General features: G+C 41.0%; 19 protein-coding genes and 1 riboswitch. Of the genes, 9 read left to right on the top strand and 10 right to left on the bottom strand.

Going from position 1 to position 23,107, the window contains the following annotated elements:
• Positions 1–2 precede the first annotated feature (2 nt).
• The 3 genes from glnL to glnA all read right to left on the bottom strand — a co-directional run bounded on the left by glnL (position 3) and on the right by glnA (position 3,214).
• Complete coding sequence (gene glnL / locus HHO47_RS06075) at positions 3–1,073, bottom strand: nitrogen regulation protein NR(II) (RefSeq protein WP_169019480.1); 1,071 nt, start codon at positions 1,071–1,073, stop codon at positions 3–5.
• A gap of 90 nt (positions 1,074–1,163) precedes the next feature.
• Complete coding sequence (locus HHO47_RS06070; protein WP_169019479.1) at positions 1,164–1,676, bottom strand: DUF4124 domain-containing protein; 513 nt, start codon at positions 1,674–1,676, stop codon at positions 1,164–1,166.
• A 131-nt stretch (positions 1,677–1,807) separates the two neighbouring features.
• Entirely contained in the window at positions 1,808–3,214 is a 1,407-nt protein-coding gene (gene glnA / locus HHO47_RS06065; RefSeq protein ID WP_169019478.1) for a glutamate--ammonia ligase, read from the bottom strand.
• A 519-nt stretch (positions 3,215–3,733) separates the two neighbouring features.
• On the opposite strand from glnA, the gene typA reads away from it, so the two are divergent.
• Positions 3,734–5,557, top strand: a complete 1,824-nt coding sequence (gene typA / locus HHO47_RS06060) for a translational GTPase TypA (RefSeq protein WP_169019477.1) — start codon at positions 3,734–3,736, stop codon at positions 5,555–5,557.
• Positions 5,558–5,846: 289 nt separating this feature from the next.
• Here typA and HHO47_RS06055 read toward each other — a convergent pair whose 3' ends face one another.
• A complete protein-coding gene (locus HHO47_RS06055) occupies positions 5,847–6,503 on the bottom strand; it encodes a DUF2959 domain-containing protein (RefSeq protein WP_169019476.1) in 657 nt (218 codons plus the stop codon).
• A gap of 88 nt (positions 6,504–6,591) precedes the next feature.
• On the opposite strand from HHO47_RS06055, the gene HHO47_RS06050 reads away from it, so the two are divergent.
• From HHO47_RS06050 to dtd, 3 genes are read left to right on the top strand one after another with little or no spacing between them, the layout of a single operon-like run.
• Positions 6,592–7,485: a virulence factor BrkB family protein gene (locus HHO47_RS06050; protein ID WP_169019475.1), complete on the top strand. Its 894-nt coding sequence runs from the start codon at positions 6,592–6,594 to the stop codon at positions 7,483–7,485.
• A 32-nt stretch (positions 7,486–7,517) separates the two neighbouring features.
• A complete protein-coding gene (locus tag HHO47_RS06045; protein ID WP_169019474.1) occupies positions 7,518–8,471 on the top strand; it encodes an alpha/beta fold hydrolase in 954 nt (317 codons plus the stop codon).
• Positions 8,459–8,896 carry a D-aminoacyl-tRNA deacylase gene (dtd, locus tag HHO47_RS06040; protein ID WP_169019473.1) on the top strand — a complete coding sequence of 146 codons (438 nt, stop codon included), beginning with the start codon at positions 8,459–8,461 and terminating at the stop codon, positions 8,894–8,896. Before HHO47_RS06045 ends, dtd begins: the two co-directional genes overlap by 13 nt.
• A gap of 12 nt (positions 8,897–8,908) precedes the next feature.
• Here the strand turns inward: dtd and HHO47_RS06035 are convergent, their stop codons facing one another.
• Positions 8,909–9,598, bottom strand: coding sequence for a spermidine synthase (locus HHO47_RS06035; RefSeq protein WP_169019472.1), 690 nt, complete (start codon positions 9,596–9,598; stop codon positions 8,909–8,911).
• Positions 9,599–9,815: 217 nt separating this feature from the next.
• Here HHO47_RS06035 and HHO47_RS06030 point away from each other — a divergent pair, with 217 nt between their 5' ends.
• Positions 9,816–10,709: a bifunctional GNAT family N-acetyltransferase/hotdog fold thioesterase gene (locus HHO47_RS06030; RefSeq protein ID WP_169019471.1), complete on the top strand. Its 894-nt coding sequence runs from the start codon at positions 9,816–9,818 to the stop codon at positions 10,707–10,709.
• Positions 10,710–10,761: 52 nt separating this feature from the next.
• Here the strand turns inward: HHO47_RS06030 and HHO47_RS06025 are convergent, their stop codons facing one another.
• The 5 genes from HHO47_RS06025 to dapA form a co-directional block, all read right to left on the bottom strand.
• The gene (locus HHO47_RS06025) at positions 10,762–11,802 is read right to left on the bottom strand and encodes a phospholipase A (protein WP_169019470.1); all 1,041 of its coding nucleotides are present in this window, start codon (positions 11,800–11,802) and stop codon (positions 10,762–10,764) included.
• Positions 11,803–12,074: 272 nt separating this feature from the next.
• Positions 12,075–13,196 (bottom strand): succinylglutamate desuccinylase/aspartoacylase family protein, encoded by a 1,122-nt coding sequence (locus HHO47_RS06020; RefSeq protein ID WP_169019469.1) that lies wholly within the window; start codon positions 13,194–13,196, stop codon positions 12,075–12,077.
• Between the two features lie 5 nt (positions 13,197–13,201).
• Positions 13,202–14,407 carry a PLP-dependent decarboxylase gene (locus HHO47_RS06015; protein ID WP_169019468.1) on the bottom strand — a complete coding sequence of 402 codons (1,206 nt, stop codon included), beginning with the start codon at positions 14,405–14,407 and terminating at the stop codon, positions 13,202–13,204.
• A complete protein-coding gene (locus HHO47_RS06010; RefSeq protein ID WP_169019467.1) occupies positions 14,407–15,147 on the bottom strand; it encodes a 2,3,4,5-tetrahydropyridine-2,6-dicarboxylate N-succinyltransferase in 741 nt (246 codons plus the stop codon). The genes HHO47_RS06015 and HHO47_RS06010 overlap by 1 nt, the downstream gene beginning before the upstream one ends.
• A gap of 15 nt (positions 15,148–15,162) precedes the next feature.
• Positions 15,163–16,047: a 4-hydroxy-tetrahydrodipicolinate synthase gene (gene dapA, locus HHO47_RS06005; protein WP_169019466.1), complete on the bottom strand. Its 885-nt coding sequence runs from the start codon at positions 16,045–16,047 to the stop codon at positions 15,163–15,165.
• A 132-nt stretch (positions 16,048–16,179) separates the two neighbouring features.
• A riboswitch (Lysine riboswitch) is annotated at positions 16,180–16,374 on the bottom strand.
• 190 nt (positions 16,375–16,564) lie between these two features.
• On the opposite strand from dapA, the gene HHO47_RS06000 reads away from it, so the two are divergent.
• The 4 genes from HHO47_RS06000 to acnB all read left to right on the top strand — a co-directional run bounded on the left by HHO47_RS06000 (position 16,565) and on the right by acnB (position 23,088).
• On the top strand, positions 16,565–17,266 hold the full coding sequence (locus HHO47_RS06000; protein ID WP_169019465.1) for a DNA-3-methyladenine glycosylase I: 702 nt from the start codon (positions 16,565–16,567) through the stop codon (positions 17,264–17,266).
• An 8-nt stretch (positions 17,267–17,274) separates the two neighbouring features.
• The gene (locus tag HHO47_RS05995; protein ID WP_169019464.1) at positions 17,275–18,690 is read left to right on the top strand and encodes a protein adenylyltransferase SelO; all 1,416 of its coding nucleotides are present in this window, start codon (positions 17,275–17,277) and stop codon (positions 18,688–18,690) included.
• A 465-nt stretch (positions 18,691–19,155) separates the two neighbouring features.
• Complete coding sequence (locus HHO47_RS05990) at positions 19,156–20,214, top strand: OmpA family protein (RefSeq protein ID WP_169019463.1); 1,059 nt, start codon at positions 19,156–19,158, stop codon at positions 20,212–20,214.
• Between the two features lie 276 nt (positions 20,215–20,490).
• Positions 20,491–23,088 carry a bifunctional aconitate hydratase 2/2-methylisocitrate dehydratase gene (gene acnB / locus HHO47_RS05985; RefSeq protein ID WP_169019462.1) on the top strand — a complete coding sequence of 866 codons (2,598 nt, stop codon included), beginning with the start codon at positions 20,491–20,493 and terminating at the stop codon, positions 23,086–23,088.
• The last annotated feature ends 19 nt before the right edge of the window (positions 23,089–23,107 follow it).

Here is a 23,107-nt window from a genome sequence, read left to right as displayed (position 1 = left end):
GATTAATCCGCAAAAGGCAGATATATATTAAATTCTGTGTGACCTGGCCAGCTATCGCATTCGATATAACCGTTGTGTTGATCGATTAAGGTTTGTGCAATTGAGAGACCTAAGCCAGAACCATCTTCTTTATTGGTGATCATCGGGTAAAACAAGGTTTCTTTGATGCTAGGATCGATACCGGGCCCGTCATCTGAAATTTGGATCAGTAGTGCCTTTTTAGGGGCTTTTCCGGGGCGACGTTGTTGATGATTGATGCGAGTTTTAATTTTTATCACGCCACCACCGACTAACGCTTGTTGTGCATTTCGAACGATGTTAAGTACTACTTGCTGAATTTTACCTTGGTCAATATATACATCCGGAATACTTGGATCGTAATCTTTTTGCAAACTAATATTGGTGCAATTATCTAATGTACTTAGTTTAATTACAGACTCTAAGGTTTGGTGAATATTACCATATGACTTTTGCGGTAATTGATTCGGGCCTAGTAATCTATCTACCAGCTCTCGTAAGCGATCGGCTTGTTCAATAATTAATTCTGCACATTCATCCCGTTCTTGCTGATCAACCTCATACTGCAATAATTGCGCCGCTCCGCGAATTCCGCCTAAAGGATTTTTGATTTCATGAGCAAGCCCTCTAATTAGATTACGTGCTGCTTGATATTGATGCATTTGATTAGAGGCTTGATCGTGGCGAATTTCATCATCAGTTTGGCGACACTCGAATAAGATAAAATACTCATGCTGTAACTTTACGCGACGCGAACTAATAGCCAGTTTGGCATGACGAGAATCAATAAAAACCACGTCAGCTCTGTGCTGGTGGCAATCTACACCATCTACCAAAGAGTATTGTGCAATGCGTTTAAGGTCAATTGAATGGTAATTAAAAAGACTGTCAAACGGTTGATTGAGGATACGTTTAGAGCCTAATCCTAACAGTTCACTGGCACTATTATTAGCGTAAATAAGGGTGAATTGTTGATCAAGTAAGATCACTGCCGTTGACAGGTTTTGCCAAATGCTAGTTAGTAACTCAGGGTTAAAATTTTTATTATCGAGCATGATTGCACCATTTTAGTGCGTTGATGATTGTTAGCAGCTTAGCATAAATATTTTAAGTAAATTATAGTCTTTGATAGAGATACATAATTTTTATAAAGACGATGCTCTATGCATATAAAATGTGCTTACTGGACTAACCGAGACAACAGAGCCTTGTGGGTCAAATAGCTTCAGTTGCAATGTGTGTTCGCCACGATTTACCTCGCGCAGAGCAAAAGTACTAATATTGCTAGGAGCTGCGTATGGCGTACCATCAACCAGTAGTTGAATTTTAAAACCACTCTCAAAGCGTGGTGTAATACGGCTTGTTACATACACTGAACCGGTATTTTCACGCACAGTGCCTTGATCAGCAGGGGAAGAAATAACCGCTTTATAGCTTTTGACAGCCGCTGGTTGCTGTTCATCTAAAATACTTATATCAACAGTCGGCATAGACAAACTTTGATTGGTGAGCTTGATTTCCTGTGCACCTGGTTTAGGAGTATCTGAAAATACGGATACACCATTTTTATCTTTCCAAGAATAAATTTTCTTATCGCCAGAATAGCCATAAAAGCTGATTAAAATCAGAGTTACTAGTAATAAAAGCCTCTTTTTCACCTTGTCACCTTGCACTTTTTACAGTAATTAAACTCTAGTGGAGAATGGAGAAATTAGCCATAAAAAAAGCCCGCAGAACGGGCTTTGAGAACACACATATATTTTCTATAAGATAATTTTTTACAGCTTAATTAACAGCTGTAGTACATTTCGAACTCAACTGGGTGAGTCGTCATGTTTAGCTTTTCAACTTCTTTGTTCTTTAATGCAATGTAAGCATCAATTAAATCGTCAGTGAATACACCACCTTGATTTAAGAACTCACGGTCAGCATCTAAAGACGCCAGCGCTTCTTGTAGTGAAGTTGCAACTGTTGGGATTTCTGCGGCTTCTTCTGCTGGTAAGTCGTATAAATCCTTATCCATAGCATCGCCAGGGTGAATTTTGTTTTTAATTCCGTCAAGACCCGCCATAAGCATTGCAGAGAAAGCAAGGTATGGGTTAGCAGTTGGATCTGGGAAGCGTACTTCAATACGACGACCTTTTGCAGACGGAACCACTGGAATACGGATTGATGCTGAGCGGTTACGTGCAGAATATGCAAGCATTACCGGTGCTTCAAATCCTGGAACTAAACGCTTGTACGAGTTAGTTGACGCATTAGCAAAAGCGTTGATCGCTTTAGCATGTTTGATAATACCGCCAATGTAGTAAAGCGCGTCTTCAGAAAGGCCGCCGTACTTATCACCTGCGAATAAGTTTACACCGTCTTTAGCTAAAGATTGGTGACAGTGCATGCCTGAACCATTATCGCCAACAACAGGCTTAGGCATAAAGGTTGCTGTCTTTCCGTATAAATGAGCCATGTTGTGAATAACATATTTCATTTCTTGGATTTCATCCGCTTTTAATACCATAGTATTGAAGCGAGTTGCGATTTCATTTTGACCAGCAGTTGATACTTCGTGGTGATGTGCTTCAACAACTTGACCAAGCTCTTCAAGAACTAAACAGGTAGCTGAACGCCAATCTTGGAAATCATCAACTGGAGCAACTGGGAAATAACCACCTTTTACGCCAGGACGGTGACCGGTGTTGCCACCTTCATATTCTTTGTCAGAGTTCCAAGCCGCTTGCTTAGAATCAATTTTATACATAGAGCCTGACATGTCAGTTTTGTATTTAACATCATCAAATACAAAGAACTCTGGCTCAGGGCCAAATAAAACTGTGTCAGCGATACCAGTAGAGCGCATATATTCTTCAGCGCGCTTAGCAACAGAACGCGGATCGCGCTCATAACCTTGTAATGTGCTAGGCTCAACTACGTCACAACGCAAGATTAAAGTTGCTTCTTCTGTAAAAGGGTCTAATTTAGCTGATTCAGCAACCGGTAGTAATACCATGTCTGATTCGTTAATGCCTTTCCAACCAGCAATTGAAGAACCATCAAACATTTTGCCGTCTTCAAAGAAGTCTTCATCTACTTGATGATGAGGAATAGAAACATGTTGCTCTTTACCTTTGGTATCAGTAAAGCGTAAATCAACGAACTTAACGTCATTTTCTTTAATAAAATCTAAAACCGATTGTGACATGTGTCCTCCAACTGTTGGGTTTTATTTTTGCTGCATAATTGCTTTTGCTTTCTAGTAAGCGGCTTCCATGCCATATTTATAATTCTTTGTTTTTAATCATTTAAATATACTGTTGATTGTTGTCTCTTGGTGTTTTTGCACCAATGTGGAGCGTGATATGATCATTTTGGTGCATGCATTAAATAAATACTATTTACGAACAAGCTGTACATATAACGAACACTGTTATTGTGTTAACTTACTTTGCAAATACTGCCAAATTATAACAATTATAGCTAGGAATGAGCAAAATAGTGGCAAATTGAAAAATTAAATTAATGAAAATGTCATATATAAAACAGATACTTATTAGAAGTATGAAGAAAGTTTTGAAATATATATTGGATAAACTTTCATCCATGTCATTAATAAGGGATAATATGCGCCCTTTTAAATCCTATGCTGGGACATCTGGTGAAAACGCAGATGAGTGCGTAGATCTTGCAGGATCAATGAGAATAAACTTCTCTGAGTAAATATATGAGCATCGAACAGTTAAGAAATATAGCGATTATCGCGCACGTTGACCACGGTAAAACAACACTGGTTGACAAACTACTTGAGCAATCAGGTACATTAGAAACACGCGGCGGTAACGAAGAGCGCGTGATGGACTCAAACGACATTGAGAAAGAACGTGGTATTACCATTTTGGCTAAAAACACAGCCATTTCATGGAATGACTACCATATCAATATCGTAGATACCCCTGGACACGCCGACTTTGGCGGTGAAGTTGAACGCGTACTTTCGATGGCTGACTCAGTATTACTACTTGTTGATGCTCAAGAAGGTCCAATGCCACAAACGCGTTTTGTTACGCAAAAAGCATTCGCGCAAGGCTTAAAGCCAATCGTTGTTATCAATAAAATTGATAAGCCAGGTGCACGTCCTGATTGGGTTATGGATCAAATCTTTGATTTATTCGACAACCTAGGCGCAACTGATGAACAGTTAGACTTTAAAGTAATCTATGCGTCAGCAATCAACGGCTGGGCAACATTAGATTTAGACGAGCCATCAGACAACATGGAACCTATGTTCAAGATGATCGTTGATGAAGTATCACCACCGGATGCAGATCCTGAAGGTGACTTCCAAATGCAGATCTCTCAACTTGATTACAACTCATATGTTGGTGTAATTGGTATAGGTCGTATTAAGCGTGGCTCTGTTTCTCCTAACCAACAAGTTACTATCATTGGCGCTGACGGCTCTAAACGTAACGGTAAAATCGGTGCGGTACAAAGTTACTTAGGCCTTGAGCGTATCGAAACTGATAAGGCTTACGCAGGTAATATCGTAACAGTAACAGGTATTGGTGAGCTTAAGATCTCTGATACAGTTTGTTTCCCTGGCAACGTTGAAGCATTACCACCACTAAGTGTTGATGAGCCAACTGTAACAATGACGTTCTCTGTAAATAACTCACCTTTTTGTGGTAAAGAAGGTAAGTTTGTAACATCACGTAATATCCGTGAGCGTTTAGACAAAGAATTAGTACACAACGTAGCACTTCGTGTTGCAGATACAGATAACCCAGATAGCTTCCGTGTATCGGGTCGTGGTGAATTACACCTAGGTATCTTAATTGAAAACATGCGTCGTGAAGGTTACGAGTTAGCAGTATCTCGTCCAGAAGTAATCTTACGTACAGTTGATGGTGTGTTAGAAGAACCGTATGAAACACTAACAATTGACTGTCAAGAAGAGCACCAGGGTTCTATCATGGAGCAAATTGGCCTTCGTAAAGGTGAGCTTACTGATATGGCCCCAGATGGTAAAGGTCGTATGCGTTTGGACTTCATGATCCCTAGCCGTGGTTTAATCGGTTTCCAAACTGAGTTCATGACGTTAACATCTGGTTCTGGTTTACTTTACCACACGTTCGATCACTATGGTCCGCACAAAGGTGGCGAGCTAGGTGTTCGTAAGAACGGCGTTATGATTGCAAACGCAACTGGTAAGGCACTAACTAACGCATTATTTAACTTACAAGAGCGCGGCCGTTTATTCATTGGTCACGGTGTTGAAGTTTATGAAGGTATGGTTATCGGTATTCATAGCCGTGATAACGACCTTACAGTTAACGCGCTTAAAGGTAAGCAACTTACTAACGTTCGTGCATCTGGTACAGATGAAGCACAAACACTCACACCAGCACTTAACTATTCACTTGAGCAAGCGCTTGAGTTTATCGCTGATGATGAACTAGTAGAAGTTACACCTGAGAACATTCGTATTCGTAAGCGTCATTTAACTGAAAATGAGCGTAAACGTGCGGGTCGTGCACCTAAAGCATAATCACCTTATTATTTAAAAATAAAGTGATTTTAAAAGCCGCTGTATTGCAAAATACAGCGGCTTTTTAGTGGTTATTAGTTAGCGAGGAGAAGAGCTATAAGCGGCCAGCTGCCAGATCAGAACAGTGGGTTCGATACTGCTAAACAGCTTTAAACTTCATTTTACTGTTCTAATTATTATTCTGTAAAAGTATAACAACAACAGCGGATTAACGAATAGCTTAAAGGTAACAAAAAGTAACAATAAAAAGCCTACAATTTAGTAGGCTTAGTAAACGGGTTTTTAATAATTAGCCCGCGGTATTCATTTGCTCAATAAATTTATTAGAATCAGCAATCGACTTGTTCATATCATCCATTAACACTTTTATATCGCGTTTAAGGTTAGTAAATTCACCTTGAATTGCCGTGACCGCTTGTGCATTTAAGTTATGCTTTAAATATAAAACATTGTCATGCAGTGACGACAACACAGGCTCCATCTTACTTTCAGCATTACGCATTGAACGTAATAGTTTATCAAAGTCACGTTTGGTTACGGTGAGCTTTTTATTGCTTTCACGTTTAAGTGAAGCGTTAGAATATTGTTCTAATTCTTCGCTCCATTCTTCAAACAATGCTTGTGCTACATCTTCAACTTTGTTGATGTTATTTGTAACGTCATTAGCAGCCGCAAGGCTAGACTCGTAGTCATCATTGAGTTGGTCATAGGCTGCTTGTACATCTCCACCATCAAAGTTAATCAATGCTGTTAAACGTTCAAGTGCTGATTGGAATTCTTCTTGAGACTCTTCTTGAGACTCCTTAGTTGCTTCTACGCGGTCCACTAAAATATCACGTTTATGCACACCAACCGACTCCATAGCCGAGTAATATGCAGATTGGCAGCCAGACAAAGCCAGTGATAAGGCCAACATTGGTGCGCTGAGTAAAGTCAATTTATTCATTGAGATCCCTTTTTAAATCCGTTAGTGCTGTAAATTATGTGGTGGATTGCTATGATAATCAAAACTATTTTAGCAGAAAGTTAATTTTATGAACGAAAAGGTCGCACATTATAAACAGCAATTGAAAGTACTTATACGTCAGCAGCCAGCTTGGTGGATGCAGTATATTAATCGCTGCATTGATGACCAAATAACTGTAAATGCTGGTTATTTAGCCTATGTAACCTTACTTTCATTGGTTCCTTTAATTGCAGTTGGTGTGGCTATTTTCTCGGCATTTCCTGGTTTTGAAAATACCCGAATTGCGATTGAAAATTTTTTATTTACTAACTTTGTGCCTACCTCATCAGATGTAATTAAAGAGCATATAACGTCTTTTGCAGGTAATGCAAATCAAATGACTGCGGTAGGCATTGGTTTTCTCGCAGCTATAGCATTGCTACTGATCCGTAATGTTGATGCAACGTTAAATCGAATTTGGCGGATTAAAACCAAGCGACCGATGATGATTTCTTTCGCAGTATATTGGATGGTGTTGAGTTTAGGGCCATTGTTATTGGGGGCAAGTATTGGTGTTACTTCATATATTGTGTCGTTAGTATCATTTGCCGATCAGGGGATCCCAGGCTTTAGTGGCTTTTTATTAAAATTGCTGCCTTATTTAATTTCCATGGCTGGCTTTATTATGCTCTATACTTTAGTACCTAATACTCGCGTACCTTTTAAAGCCGCAGTACCTGGTGCTTTATTTGCAGCCTTACTATTTGAGTTAACTAAAAAAGGGTTTGCGCTTTATATTAGTCATTTTCCATCGTATGAAGTGATTTACGGCGCGGTGGCAACGATTCCTATTTTGTTTGTGTGGGTGTATTTGTCGTGGGTGGTTGTGTTACTCGGTGCAGAGTTTACAGTGTGCATTAGCCCTAAAAATATCGAAGATATACCCGATATTATCCTTGACGAGGGCGATGCTAATAAGTAACTCACTGCATCGCTGATAGGAGAATCGGCATTATGCAGTTATATCCCAATATTACCCCATACCATGATTTTCATCTGAGTGTGGGGAGTGGGCATCAAATTCATGTACAAGAGTACGGCGATCCTGCAGGCTTGCCGGTAGTTATTTGCCATGGTGGCCCTGGCGTAGGCTTGCATGCAGATAATTGCCGTTTCTTTGATCCTACTCGTTATCGTATTATTTTATATAGCCAACGTGGCTGCGGGCAATCAACCCCTCATTTAACTAGTGCTAATACAACCACAGAACTGGTTGCTGATCTTGATTATTTACGCACTTACCTAGGGCTAGAAAAGTGGGTGTTAAGCGGAGGTTCGTGGGGGGCAACTTTATGTTTGCTGTATGCAGTTGTACACACGCAACATGTAAATGGGTTAATTTTACGGGGCACGTTTTTGGCTACATCGGCTGATATTCAGTGGTTATATGGTAGTCAAGGTGCCGCTGCCCATTTTTATCCTGAATTATATCAATTGTTTTCTCAAGGCTTGCCAGATGTCGCCAGTATTCTTACGTTCTATCAGCAGCAATTAAATGATGATAATCAAATTAATGCGAACCACTTTGCTCAATTATGGTGCCAATGGGAAAACGTATTAAGTTATGGCAAGTTGCAGCATCAGTGGGGATTAGGTTCACCACAGTTAGGATTAAATATGGCGCGTTTGATGGTGCATTATTTTACGGCTCAATGTTTTATTACTGATAACTTCATTGCTGAACACTATAAAAAAATTAGAAATATTCCTACGTGGTTTATTCATGGCCGGCATGATTTAGTGTGTCGTTTTAATGCCGTACAGCATTTAGCCGAGCAACTCAATGCGCAGTTACTTATATTAGATGGCGTTGGGCATGGTGTTGATAATAATGTATATTTAGCGGCAGTACGGCGCGCAGCCGATCTTATGTGTATCAAATTATCGAGGAATAAATGCAAGGATTAATTCAGCGGGTAAAACACGCAAAAGTTGAAGTGGATGGTCAGGTAATTGGGCAAATTGAGCAAGGACTTTTATTGTTGCTTGGGGTTGAAAAGCATGATGACCTACAAAGTACTGATAAGCTGCTACATAAAGTTAGCAATTACCGCGTATTTAGCGATGAAAACGACAAAATGAATTTAAGCCTGCAAGATATTCAAGGTGAGTTATTGGTGGTATCGCAATTTACTCTGGCGGCAGATACCAAAAAAGGCATGCGGCCGAGTTTTTCATCAGCAGCGACACCTGCACAGGCTAATGAGTTATACGAATACTTTGTTAGCCAAGCTAGAGTTATGGGACTAAGCGTAGCAACAGGGCAATTTGCTGCGGATATGCAGGTAAGTTTATGTAATGATGGACCAGTGACATTTAATTTAACGGTGTAGTAATACTGACAGTTATTTTTTGATCACCACAATGTTATTGGCATAACCTGGAATTTTTTCGATGCTAGGTATTTTCCCAAATGTAGTGATCAGCAAATGTTCTAATTGCTTTAGTTGCGATTTATGACCGGCTAAAAAATTAATAAACAAATAGCCATTTTTAGATAAAGTACAGCGCAGTTTTTCGTAAAAGCGGTGTTTGTATAAAAATAGCGGTGCGTCTAATTGACTGAATAAATCTAAAATTATCCAGTCATATGTTTGTTCTTGATTAAGTATAACTTCAGCATCAAAACAACGTAAATTAGATGCGTGAGCCCCACCAAAAAAGCGCTTGTAACAATGAATGATATTCGGGTTTTTCTCTACAGATAACAGCTGACTATCAGGGTAGGTGTGTTGTAAATAATTGCGGATAGCGCCGCCACCCAAACCCAGCTCAAGTACCGCGTTTGGTGCTGGGAGTGGTTGCCATAATTGCGCTAAATATTGTAAATGTGGAAACAGCAAATGACTTGGGCTGCTTTTCTCGACTACAGACTGTAGTGTTTCGTTGATCAGTAGCCAACGTAACTGCTTATGTTGGCGTACTTGAATGCAATCGGCGCCATATTTGTGCCAATAGAGTAGTTGCCCGATACGGTGACAATCTTCTATAAAGCTGTGCTTTACTGCCCCGTTGTCTTCAAAAAAATGTTCCATAGTTACATCAGCATAGACGAGTCAACCTAAAGCGCCAATATGTCTATCAAGTTTTACAGGTAAAGCAGTTATTTTGCGTTGCTCACCAAAGTCGTATTCCAAGTTTTTACCAGATGGAGTATGGTGGTTTGCAAATAATAACTGACCGCATTTTTAGTTAGATAAACGCATCTTGAATTAACAAGCGTTTGCGGCCTTGGTAGCAACAGGAGTGATTATGTTTCAGGTGACAACACCACAAAGTAGCGAAGATTGGCAAGCGTATTATCAATTACGTTGGCAAGTATTGCGTGCGCCTTGGAATGAACCGCGTGGTTCTGAGCAGGATGATTTAGAGCAAGATGCTGAGCATCGCTTTATTAAGAATAAAGAAGGAGCCGTGTTAGGTGTTGCACGACTGCACTTTAATAATCAACAACAAGCGCAAGTCCGTTATATGGCCGTTGCACAAGGTAACCGTAATCAACACATTGGTAGCCGTTTATTGCATGAACTCGAGAAAATAGCCTGGACCCAAGATGCCGATGAATTGGTGCTATTTGCTCGTGAGCGAGCATTAGAATTTTATAAACGCCATGGTTATGAATTAAAAGAAAAGGCGCACTTAGCCTACGATGATGTACAACACTGGAAAATGGTGAAACAAAAACCGTCTGAGCCAGGCTGGTTCCGCCACCCTAACTGGACGCAAGTATTGCAAAATACTTGGCGCGAATCTATTCCGATCAGCGATGCTATGGGCATTAAAGTGGAAAGCTACACTGATTGGCAATTTACCACCAGCGCGGATCTCAATGCGAATTTAAACTTGCATAACACTATGTTTGCCGGTTCTATTTATAGTTTAGCCACGCTCACTGGCTGGGGCGCAACGTATTTAGCACTCAAAGAAGCCGGACTTGAAGGTAATATTGTGTTAGCCGATGCAAATATTAAATATTTAAAACCGCTTAATAACGACCCGCGTGGCAGTGTGGATTTAAGTGGCTGTAAAGGTAAATTAGCTGAGTTAGAGTCAGAAGGCAAAGCGAGCTATGTAGTGCCCGTTGCAATCTACGATGGTGAGTCACTGGTCGCTGAGTTTGAAGGCACATTTAAAATTATTAAGTAGTTAGACTCAAAATAAACAACGAAAAGGCCAAGCAACTACTTGGCCTTAATTTTTAAAGTAAATCAGTTAACAATATACCCACACCAATACGTTCTATATCAGCGTTATAATCTATTAAGCTTTCGCCATAACCATTAAAATATTGAGCATAGCCTCTTAGTCTGCCCCATAACGGGAATGACCAATCTAATTGAATAGCGCCACGATTATCTGAGTTTAAATTATTACGGGTCATAAAACTAAATTCGTGTTCGTTCCAGCGATGTGCACCTGAAAATTCAAAGTACCCCATATATTTATGGATATCAGGATTGTCATCACCTTTTGCTACCATAGGGTCTTCTTTTCTTTCTTCTGAAATGCGGAACCAAGGTTTAAAGCTAAAAACAAATCCTTCATTTTCCCAGATGAAATCAACATAAATGCGGTTCCATGATCGCGAGTTGGGTTGGCTTCGACCATTTGATTGGTGTACGGCGCCAATTGAAATTGCCATTTCATCACCCCAAAGCACATGTTCAGGATCGAGGAAGTTAACCCAAAAGATCTCCGGTTCGTAATTTGTTTCGCGAAATGGAGATGAGATTTCTTTGTTATAAAGCTGCCAAAATGATTGCAATGTAAAGCCAAAATATACAGCCTGATCTTCATCATCAAAGTCGTTATATAAAGGAACTTTTATTGATAGTTGATACTTTGCTTCAAGGTTATCAAGTGGTTCGCCGTCATTGTCTTGGGTTAATTCATTTAAGCCATCAAACGGGCGTACATTTGGGTGTGATACATATGACAAAGGCAATATGTAATTACGTTTGTGAGGAGTTATGACATTGCGGTTTTTCTGACTTACTTGTTCGCGAGCTTGGCGTTTATCAAGCGCGGTTACTTGTCTGCTTTCATCAAGTGCTGAACACTTTTTACGAAGTTGGTCTAGCGTTTGGTTACCATCACCAGCAATAGCTTCATTTAAAATGCATTGCTTTACTAGCTCAAGAGCATCGTCTTGTTCATTGGTTTTTTTAGCTTGTGCTGATTGTGCAAATGCAGTGCTTGATAATAGTGCAGTAAATAAGATCCCATAGTGCCAAGTCATTATTATTCCTTTGATAAAATTAACTGTGTTTTTAGTAAATGAGAATAGACTATTTTCGCTGCCAAAAAATCAGCGAAAATACTTATTCCATACATTCTATCTAACAGTTATTGTAACTGAACATCAGTGAATTGTTACTGAACTTACGTGATTGTGGCGCTTTTCGATCATAAATACAAAGAAAAAGCGGCCGAAGCCGCTTATTCAATGCACTTTTCCAGTTGGATCGTCGTGCTCTCACGCAATGAGAAGGGTTGAGCTTTACATAAAAATTAAAGCTCAAATACGTTAGTAAAGAATTTATATAGCTCGGTTCCTTGATTTACGCTTGCAGAGGCAAAATGCAAAATAGCGATGGCATCACACTCAAGACTTAGCGTTTGTAAAGGTTGCTCGCTAAGGTAGCGCTCCATGCGCAGTACTTTTGCAATGGGCTCGCCGGCTTTAATATGGCCGCCAAGTGGCGCAATATATTCAACCATGCCGCCCATAGGTGCATAGTAAGCAAGATAATTATTTAAATTACAGCCGTAGCGCTTCATTATTTTTGGCTGATACGCTGCCTCGATAAACACTTGCTTGTGATTTAGGTAGCTTAAAATACTGTGTGCGTCATCAAGGGCTGCGCTTAAATCTATTTTCTCTTGGCTACCAAGCTCGACCGTGAACGCCTCAACCTGGACCTTAAATTCACGCCCTTGTTGAGCTAATGCCTCGGTTAGTTGCCACCATGGACAGAAGCTGGCTTCATCCATCGCACCATCAAAGTCATTCGGAATGAACAATACATGGGGAATGTTGAAATAGCTGGCGCTGGTCTTGGCGTAATCTGGACAATATAAATGCTGGCTTGAGATCGGCCCAGTGTGCAAATCCAGCACTATATCAGCCTGATGCGCGAGCTTTTGTAAGTTAAGTGCAATACGTTTACCGGTAGTTAAACGATATGCAGGGCCGTTGAGCTGTTGATCTACTTCTTCAATCAGCGTAGTTTTAAAAGCGCTTTTTAAGGCTTGCTCATCGGCATCACGGTATTGCTCGGCAAATTGACTCGCGAGCTTACTATTACAGTGATACATGCGATTCCAATTAGTGCCAGTAATTGGATCAAAACGACCAAGGGTAAACTCCCCTGACTTTTGATTACAGCCAATTGGGTTAGCGTAAGGTACTAAGGTGATATCGCCTTTAAGCTTTAGTTGCTTTAATTGTTCGAGCAGTTGGTAGATCACTGCGTTGCCTTGTACTTCAGCACCGTGCATATTAGCTTGCACATACACACTGGGCCCTGTGCCATCGCCTTTTAAGCGATACACAGGAATTGTGAGCGGCAGGCCGTTTGCGACTTCACCAACCACGATGTTTTCTTGGCTGATTACAGTTGTAGTATTCATCTCAATTACCTTAGGTAGTAGCTGGCATCTTCAGCTTGACGTACACAGGTTAATACACCGTTTTGTATAACATATTCACGGGCTAATTCATGGCATAAAAAGTACGGCATACTTTCGGTAAAGCCGTACGCGCCACATTGACTAAACACCAGCCAGTCGTGTTCATTTAAATCATTCGGCAATTGGTGCTCCCCTAAGCAATCCAGCGCTGTACATAAGGGCCCATATAGGCTCATTGCTTGGTTTGCTGCGTTTGAATCACGTAATAAACGTGCAGGAAAGTCTTGATTAGTAACCGCAGGGCGCAATAAGTGATTAATACCGCCGCTCATAATCACCTGTTGTTGGCTGTAGTTTAATTTGCGCTCAACCACAGGCGTGGCGTAATGGCCGCATTCGCCAACCGCGTAACGACCAAGTTCCATCCAGAGCTCTTTAACGCCTGCATCGCGTTTAATTTTTGCAAGGGCTGCTATTAATGCATCCCAGCTTAAAGTCGGTGCATCAAGGGCGTAAGGAATACCTAAACCGCCGCCTAAATCGAGTACTTTTAAGTGAATAGCTAAATCGCTAGCAAGTTGTTGCAGTGGTGCAACCATTTGTGACCAAAGCTGTGCCAGTTTGTCGCTGCTGAGCATATTGCCCCACTGAAAAATATGTAGGCCATCAAAACTAAGTGCAGGGTAGTTGCTAGTATTTAGTGCTTGCCATTCATCGCAGCCCAAACCAAATGGAGTAAGGCTATCGCCGCCTAGAGGGTTTTTTTCACCATCAGGCCAACGCAGTTGCACGCGTAGCAATACTTGTAACTGGCAGTTTTGTAGATTTGCTTGTTCGTTAAGCCAGCGTACTTGATTAAGACTTTCGGCAACAAAAATACGTACTCCGCGCTCAATAAAGTGTTTAATTTGTTTGGGGCTTTTAGCAGGCCCCGTGTTGAGCACGCGCTCGCTGTTAACTCCTTGGGCAAGCACTTGTTCAAGCTCGCCTTTACTGGCGACATCAAAGTTGAAACCCGCGTTATCTAGGCGTTGGATCACGCTAGATAATGGGTTTGCTTTTACGGCATACCAGAGTTTTACCTCGGTTTGTGCCACTAAACGCGCTAAATGTGTGTTTAGGGTATCAAGATCGTAAACAAAAAAGGGTGTATCAAATTTAGTTGATAACTCAGTAATGGCGTTTTTAACTGGCGTGCTCAAAAAGGTCATTAACGTAAAACCTCTTCCAGAAGTAATGAGGCGTCACTTTGCTCGTCACGGTATTTAACAATTAAGGCACACGACATATTTAAACCTTGAGCACGCGCCCAATTATTTGACGCAGGGCGAGAACCCGGGATCACAATCGCGTATTCAGGAATAGCTTCGCCTTTATCAAGCTGGCGCTCATTAACGCAATCATAAACAGGGATGGTTGCAGATAAGCGAACACCAGGGGCAAGTACCGCGCCTTTTTTAACCACCATGCCTTCAACAATTACACAGCCTGCACCGATAAAAGCATCGTCTTCTACTACCACTGGGCTTGCGCCAATTGGTTCAAGTACCCCGCCTAATTGTACCGCTGCGCTTAAATGTACGTTTTTACCCACTTGCGCACACGAGCCTACTAATGCATGGCTATCGACCATAGTGCCCTCGTCAATGAACGCACCAATATTTACGTACGCAGGTGGCATAATAATAGTGCCTTTGGCAACGTGGGCACCACGGCGCACACTTGAACCACCTGGCACCATGCGAACGCCTGCATCGGCTGCAAAGCCTTGCGGCGCTAGGTTATGTTTATCAACAAAGCCACCAGCAAACTCCATATTAGTGCCGTTTTTAAACGCTTCTAAAATGCCTTGCTTTACCTCTATATTAGCGTGCCATTGGCCGTTTTCGTCTTGTGTTGCTGCGCGAACCGCGCCCGATTCTAAATTATTTAATAGTTCTAACCAGCTCATTATAAAAACCTGTGTTTAATGCCAAGATAAAATGGTGTTGTTTGCGTTGTTAATACAATCAGTTTGCGTTAACTCAAGATGTGTCAAAGGTGGACGTAAGTACGGGCTGTTAATTCGCCCTTGTAAATGCATCAATACTTTGACGGGGATAGGGTTTGCGACAGCAAACAAGCTTTGAATAGCTTGTGACCAGTCGGCAAATAAATTGGCGTGTTGACCGCTGAGACTTCGTTTTACAAATTCATGGGTTTGTACAGGCCATGCATTAGCAGCCACAGAGACTAAACCTTTTGCGCCAGCCTGAGCAAAGTAAGGCATCAGTGCATCGTCACCGCTAAAAATAGCTAAATTAGGTGCGACTTCTCTAAAACCTTCAAATTTAGTAATGTCGCCACTGGCTTCTTTGAGTGCCCACAAGTTTTTATGGTCTTTCAGGTTGCAAATTACAGTTGGTGGAATATCAACAGCACTGCGCCCTGGTACGTTATAAAGCATGCAAGGATGTTTACTGGTATTAAGCAAGCTTTCAAACCAATGCGTTTGGCCTACCACGCCGGGTTTGGCGTATAGGGGGGTGCTCAGTAAATAGCTATGAATGGGCAACTGATTACAGTATTCAATCCAGGCAATTTGTTGCTTTAGGTTTATACCGCCGACTGCAACCATCAGTGGTACTATTGGTGCTAATTGGCACACATGTTCAACAATCGCTTGTTGTTCTTTTAGGGTAAGGGCTAAGCCTTCACCTGTGCTACCAAGTAATAAAATACCATTGTTGGCTAGTTGTTGCTGTGCAACTAACTGATCAAGAGTGGCATAGTCGATTTCACCAGCGTCAGTAAATGGCGTGACGAGTGCCGTCCACAAAGGGTAGTTATTTAAATTGAAGTTGTTGATCATCTCTCACGAACTTATAATTTATTCGAGGAGTTAATAAGCTTTTAGGATTGAAGCCGCATTAACATCGTTCGAACCAATAATTCGAAGAGCGAATGGGCTTAATACAATAGGGCGCTACGGCCTTATTATACTAAGACCAGAAGCTCTCCACCAAATACTTTAACAGCCAAACTGTTATTGGTGACAGTCGCTGGGATTCAACCCAGTCGCCCGAAATAACCCTTCACAAAAAGTGTTATTTCTCGGCGTTAATTCCCCTCACGTATGATCTCTGGAGTGTTGTGCTCCTCACATACGTTACCTGAATAACGCACCTCTTCTAGCCCAAAATGTCAGTTTTAAAAAATAAAACTCACACTTCACATAGGGGTAATGGCAGTGATTAAAGCATTTTAGCCGTCTAGGTGTCAAGGCAGGATGTTTTTAAGTTTATTTTTAGCTGCAATGTGCTCCTGACATTTTTTTACAACGTAAATAGCGTTACAGTAAGTGTAATAACAAGCAGTGGTAGTGAGCAATGGAAAAATTTCAAGATATATATCAACGAGCGGCACAGCGAAAAGGTAGCGCTGCAATGTTGCAGCAATTACTTGTTGCACCTCAAAATGCAAAGCAATTAATAGCTTTAGCTGATGATGCATGGCTTGAAGAGTTTACCCGAAAAATTTTTCAAAGTGGTTTTTATTGGTCAGTGATCAACAGTAAATGGTCAGGTTTCCGGGAAGTATTTTGGGATTTTAGTGTGGCTAAATTATTAATGATGCCGCCTGATATGCTTGAGCTAAAAGCCACTGATGAGCGGATTGTCCGGAACTTTAAAAAAGTGCAAACGATCCCAGAAAATGCGTATATGATCCATGAAGTGGCAGCTGATCATGGCAGCTTTAGTCAGTTTATTGCAGATTGGCCGAGCGATGATATTATTGGTTTGTGGGGGTATTTAAAGAAGCACGGGGCGCGTTTAGGTGGCAACACAGGCCCTTATGCATTACGTGCACTTGGCAAAGACACTTTTTTATTATCGCGAGATGTGGAAAGTTATCTCCGCGCTCATAAAATAATTGATGGCGGCTTACAAACTAAAAAGTCACTTGCCAGCGCTCAACATTTTTTTAATGAATTGCAGCAACAAAGCGGGTTAAGCCTACAAGAGCTCAGTTTGTTAGTTGCATACAGCGTGGGTGACAATCGCGTTGGTATACAAACAACCCAAGCCTAAGGAATACTATGAAACTAGTTGCTCGTTACACCCAGATTGCTGATGATTTTGCTGTGGCTGATCAGCCAAGTGCTGTTATTGCTCCAAACTTACTGCTGTGGAATGATACGTTAGCCAAGCAGCTTGATCTTGAGGTTGCCACATCAGAACGTGCGGTAATTTTTTCTGGCAATCTTAATAACAGCGATGTTGCTGCTGTGGCATTAGGTTACTCAGGGCATCAATTTGGGCATTTTTCACCGCGTTTAGGTGATGGGCGAGCACATTTATTAGGGGCGGTAACTGATCAGCAGCAACAGCTTTGGGACATTCAGCTCAAAGGTTCTGGTGCTACGCCATTTTCACGCGGGGGTGATGGCCGTTGTGCAATCGGTCCTGCGGTACGCGAATATATAATGAGTGAGGCAATGCACGGGCTTGGCATCTCTACTACACGTTGTTTAGCAGTAGTTGCCAGTGGGGAAACTGTTTACCGTCAACCACCACAACAAGGAGCCATTGTTACTCGCGTTGCTAGTAGCCATATACGCGTCGGTTCGTTTCAGTATTTAGCTGCGCAAGGTGATGTTACTGGTTTAAAAGCCTTAGTTGATTTAGCTATTGAGCGTCATTACCCTGAGATCAAGTCTACCGACTCTGTGCGTTATTTAGCATTTTTAAGTGCAGTGATTGAAAAGCAAGTTACCCTTATTGTTAGCTGGATGCGCGTTGGTTTTATTCATGGAGTAATGAATACCGATAATACACTCGTCAGTGGTGAGACTATCGATTATGGCCCATGTGCAATGATGAATCAGTTTGATTTTGATACAGTATTTAGTTCTATTGATCGCCAAGGCCGCTATACTTTTGGCAATCAACCTAATATTGCTAATTGGAATTGTGCCCGTTTAGCTGAAAGTTTGATTCCTTTAATTAGCGATGATGAAGAGCAGGCTGTTGAGCTACTAAGTCCATTAATAAATGGTTTTGCTGAGCAGTTTCATCAAGCCTTTACGCAGATGTGGGCAAAAAAGTTAGGCTTTGATGGTCATCAAGACGGTGATGCTGAATTAGTATCTGAGTTATTAACGTTACTGAAAACCCATCAGCTCGATTACACCAATACTTTTGATTCTTTAACAGAATCACTGCTTGGTCAGGTTGCTATTCCAAGTGACTTGACTGATTGGTCTATCAACTGGTTAGCCCGAACAAACACGCAAAGCTATCAGCTAATGCGCGAGGCAAACCCACGCATGATCCCGCGTAATCACATCGTTGAGAGCATAATACAGGAGTATGAAAGTACTGGTGAAAGTAGTATGTTAGATGAATATTTAACGGCCTTGAAGTCACCCTACCAATTGCTGGCAAGCCCTGCATTTTGGTACTCGCCGCCTGTCGATGGGGATACTAATTACCAAACATTTTGTGGTACATAATGGATCAATAAATTTTTGCTGCTATTTGAATTGTACATAAAACAAGCAAACACTAATGAAATGAGATGGTTTTTGTATTAGCCGAATTCAGTATAAGAGGTTATTTTTTAATATTTATAAGAAATAACTGGTCTAACTACTTGTTGATTTAAAATTAACCAATATAATGCACTCATTAGTTTCAGCATTTAAATTAGTACAGCCAAAGATATTAGAAGCGTTGTGGTTGAAGTTGCATAGATAGCAATTATGATGCTGACAATCGATATATGAGTAAGTTAGGTAAAGTTTTTTATCTGAACTATAATGTAGAGCGCTTTATTTTAATAAATATTTAAATTGCAAAATATGCATTTAAACATTTTCGTTAAGTAATGATTAACTAAAGATACGGTATTCTAAGTCAAACTTATTGAGCTAGGGTCTCTTAGCTACAATTTTAATTGTGAAAATGGGAAGGAAACAATGAAATTAAAATCACTTACTATTGCCTTAGCACTAGCTGCAACTAGCGCTTCAAGTTTCGCTGCTGAAAAAGAAGGCTTCTTTATCGGTGCTTTTGGCGATTATTACGATGCTTCATGGGAAAATGTCCGTGGTAGCGCAGGTACTAACGTTGATGATTCAACTGGTTGGGGTGCAGAAATTGGTTATCGTTTTAACGATTACTGGAGTGCACGTATAGAATATGCTGATATGGATTTTGATATTTCAAATGCAAATCCAGCCATGAACGCAACAAGCATGGACGGTGATCGTTTAGGTATTGATGGTTTGTATCACATCAACGGCGGCCCTTTCTATGGTATTTTCGGTCTTAAACAAATCGATATTACAGAAAACCTAACTTTTGCTAATGTGGGTGCAGGTTATCAACATTATCTCACTGATAATTTTGCATTTAATGCTGAAACATCACTATATCAAGGTCTTGACCGTGGTTACACAGATGTAGGTGCTAAACTTGGTCTGAGTTATTTATTTGGCAAGCAAAGTTCTGCTGCTGAGCCAGTTAAAGCAGCCCCAGCTACAGTAGTACCTGTAGCAGTTGCTCCTGTTGATAGCGATGGTGATAACATCCCTGATGCTGATGACCAATGTGCAAATACACCAATGACAGATGCTGTTGATGGAACAGGTTGTACTTTATATGAAGACCGTGAAGTAACTAAGAGTTTGTTAGTAACATTCCCTAATAATACTTCAAAAGTTGCTGGTAAATATGACAGCGGTATTGAAAGCGTTGCTAGCTTCTTAAAAGAGCACACAGACACAACAGTATTACTTGAAGGTCATTCTTCAGCTGTTGGCAAAGCAGAGTACAACAAGTGGTTATCGAAAAAGCGTGCTGATGCAGTTGCTGCTAAGCTAATTGCTGATGGTATTGCTGAAGATCGTATCACTACTGTTGGTCTGGGTGAAGAGCGTCTTAAAAATACAGACAATACACCTGCAGCACACGCGGAAAACCGTCGTGTAGAAGCACACATTAAGTCAATTGAGCGCGTGAAAGTTAAGCGTTAATAGCATTTGATTTATTAAAAGCCCAGCAATATGCTGGGTTTTTTTATGCCTAACAAATAGTAATGATTCGCAGTTAATTAACATTCATTTGAATGGTGTTTTTCTGAAATGCTATTCACTATATTTATAATGAGTATAAAGTTTTGCTTGGTTGCATGGATTTTAATCTATATTTAAAAGCTCTATAATTAATTGTAAAAATTTCTATAAGTATTTGGTAAGTTTTGTGAAAGCGCGTACTACTGAATACTTTCACGTCACCAAGAGGGCAATATTGTGCTAGAAGATTATCGTAAACACGTAGAAGAACGTGCCGCGTTAGGTATTGTACCAGCGGCATTGGATGCTCAGCAAACGGCTGATCTTATCGAGCTAGTTAAAACACCACCTACAGGTGAAGAAGAGTTTATTTTAGACTTATTAGTAAATCGCGTGCCGCCAGGTGTAGATGACGCAGCTTACATCAAAGCTGGTTTTTTAGCCGCAGTTGCTAAAGGTGAGGCAACTTCACCACTAATTTCAAAAGAAAAAGCAGCTGAACTATTAGGCACTATGCTCGGTGGTTACAACATCGCTCCTATGATTGAACTACTTGACGAAGAAGCGCTGGCCCCAATCATTGTTAAAGGTCTTGCAAATACGTTATTAATGTTTGATGCATTTTATGATGTTGAAGAAAAAGCACAAGCGGGTAATCAATACGCTAAACAAGTTATTGAATCTTGGGCTGCTGCAGAATGGTTTACCAATAAACCAGCTGTTGCTGAAAAAATCTCAGTTACGGTATTCAAAGTAACGGGTGAAACAAATACTGATGATTTATCACCAGCGCCAGACGCTTGGTCACGCCCAGATATTCCTCTGCATGCTTTGGCAATGCTAAAAATTGAACGTGACGGTATTACACCAGATAAACCTGGTGAAGTGGGCCCAATTACTCAGCTTGAAGAATTAAAAACAAAAGGCTTACCACTTGCCTATGTAGGTGATGTTGTTGGTACGGGTTCTTCTCGTAAGTCTGCTACTAATTCAGTGCTTTGGTTTATGGGCGATGATATCCCATTCGTACCAAACAAGCGTGTTGGCGGTGTATGTTTAGGCAATAAAATTGCGCCAATCTTCTTCAACACAATGGAAGATTCAGGCGCATTACCAATCGAGTTAAATGTTGATGAGCTTAACATGGGTGAGCAAATCGACATCTACCCTTATGAAGGTGTTGTTAAGCGTCACGGTACTGATGACGTGATCTCTACGTTTACACTTAAATCAGACGTAATTCTTGATGAAGTTCGTGCTGGTGGTCGTATCCCACTGATCATTGGTCGTGGCCTTACAGATAAAGCACGTACATCACTAGGTTTAGATGCGACTGACGTATTTAAAGTACCAACAGCAACAGAAGCTTCTGATAAAGGCTTCACACTAGCGCAAAAAATGGTGGGTAAAGCATGTAACGTTGCCGGTATTCGCCCAGGTCAATACTGTGAGCCTAAAATGACCACTGTTGGCTCCCAAGATACCACAGGTCCTATGACACGTGATGAACTTAAAGATTTAGCCTGTTTAGGTTTCTCTGCAGATTTAACAATGCAGTCTTTCTGTCATACATCGGCTTATCCCAAACCTATTGATGTAAACACTCACCATACGCTTCCTGATTTCATCATGAACCGCGGCGGTGTTTCACTTCGTCCAGGTGACGGTATTATCCACTCATGGTTAAACCGTATGTTATTACCAGATACCGTCGGTACTGGTGGTGATTCACATACACGTTTCCCATTAGGTATTTCATTCCCAGCGGGGTCGGGTGCAGTCGCATTCGCAGCAGCAACTGGTGTCATGCCACTTGATATGCCTGAATCAATTTTAGTCCGTTTTAAAGGCGAAATGCAGCCTGGTATCACATTACGTGACCTAGTACATGCAATCCCTTACTACGGTATTAAGCAAGGCTTATTAACCGTTGAGAAAAAAGGAAAAATTAACGAATTCTCTGGTCGTGTACTAGAAATTGAAGGCGTTGAGCACCTAACTGTTGAGCAAGCATTTGAATTATCTGATGCATCTGCAGAGCGTTCGGCGGCAGGTTGTACAGTTAAGTTATCTAAAGAATCTATTTTTGAATACCTAGAATCAAACATTGTTATGCTGAAGTGGATGATCTCTGAAGGTTACGGCGATGTACGTACGATTGAACGTCGTGTTACAGCAATGCAAGAGTGGTTAGCTAACCCAGAACTTATGGAAGCTGATAAAGACGCTGAGTACGCTCATATAGTTGATATCGATTTAGCCGAAATTAAAGAACCAGTTCTTTGTGCACCAAATGATCCAGATGATGCGCGTCTTCTTTCTGATGTTGCAGGCGAGAAAATTGATGAAGTATTCATCGGTTCTTGTATGACTAACATTGGTCACTTCCGTGCTGCAGGTAAGTTGCTTGATGGCTTTAAAGGTCAATTACCGACTCAGCTTTGGGTTGCTCCACCTACTAAAATGGATAAAGACCAACTTACAGAAGAAGGTTATTACGGTATTTTTGGTCGTGTTGGCGCACGTATCGAAACTCCAGGTTGTTCACTATGTATGGGTAACCAAGCACGTGTTGCAGATCAAGCAACAGTTGTGTCTACCTCTACACGTAACTTCCCCAACCGTTTAGGTAATGGCGCAAATGTATTTTTAGCTTCATCTGAACTTGCTGCAATCGCTGCAATTTTAGGTAGATTACCAACCTCTGCTGAGTATCAAGAATATGCTGCTAAGATCAATGCAACGGCATCAGATACATACCGCTACTTGAACTTCCATCGCATGCCTGCTTACACTAAAAAAGCAGACAACGTGATAATCCAACAAGCGGTTTAATTTTAACTCGTTTGGGTAT

Source organism: Pseudoalteromonas arctica, assembly GCF_012927645.1.
GTDB classification, from domain to species: Bacteria; Pseudomonadota; Gammaproteobacteria; order Enterobacterales; family Alteromonadaceae; genus Pseudoalteromonas; species Pseudoalteromonas arctica_A.
Note: the sequence above shows the minus strand (reverse complement) of the source record. Positions and strands in the feature narration are given on the sequence as shown.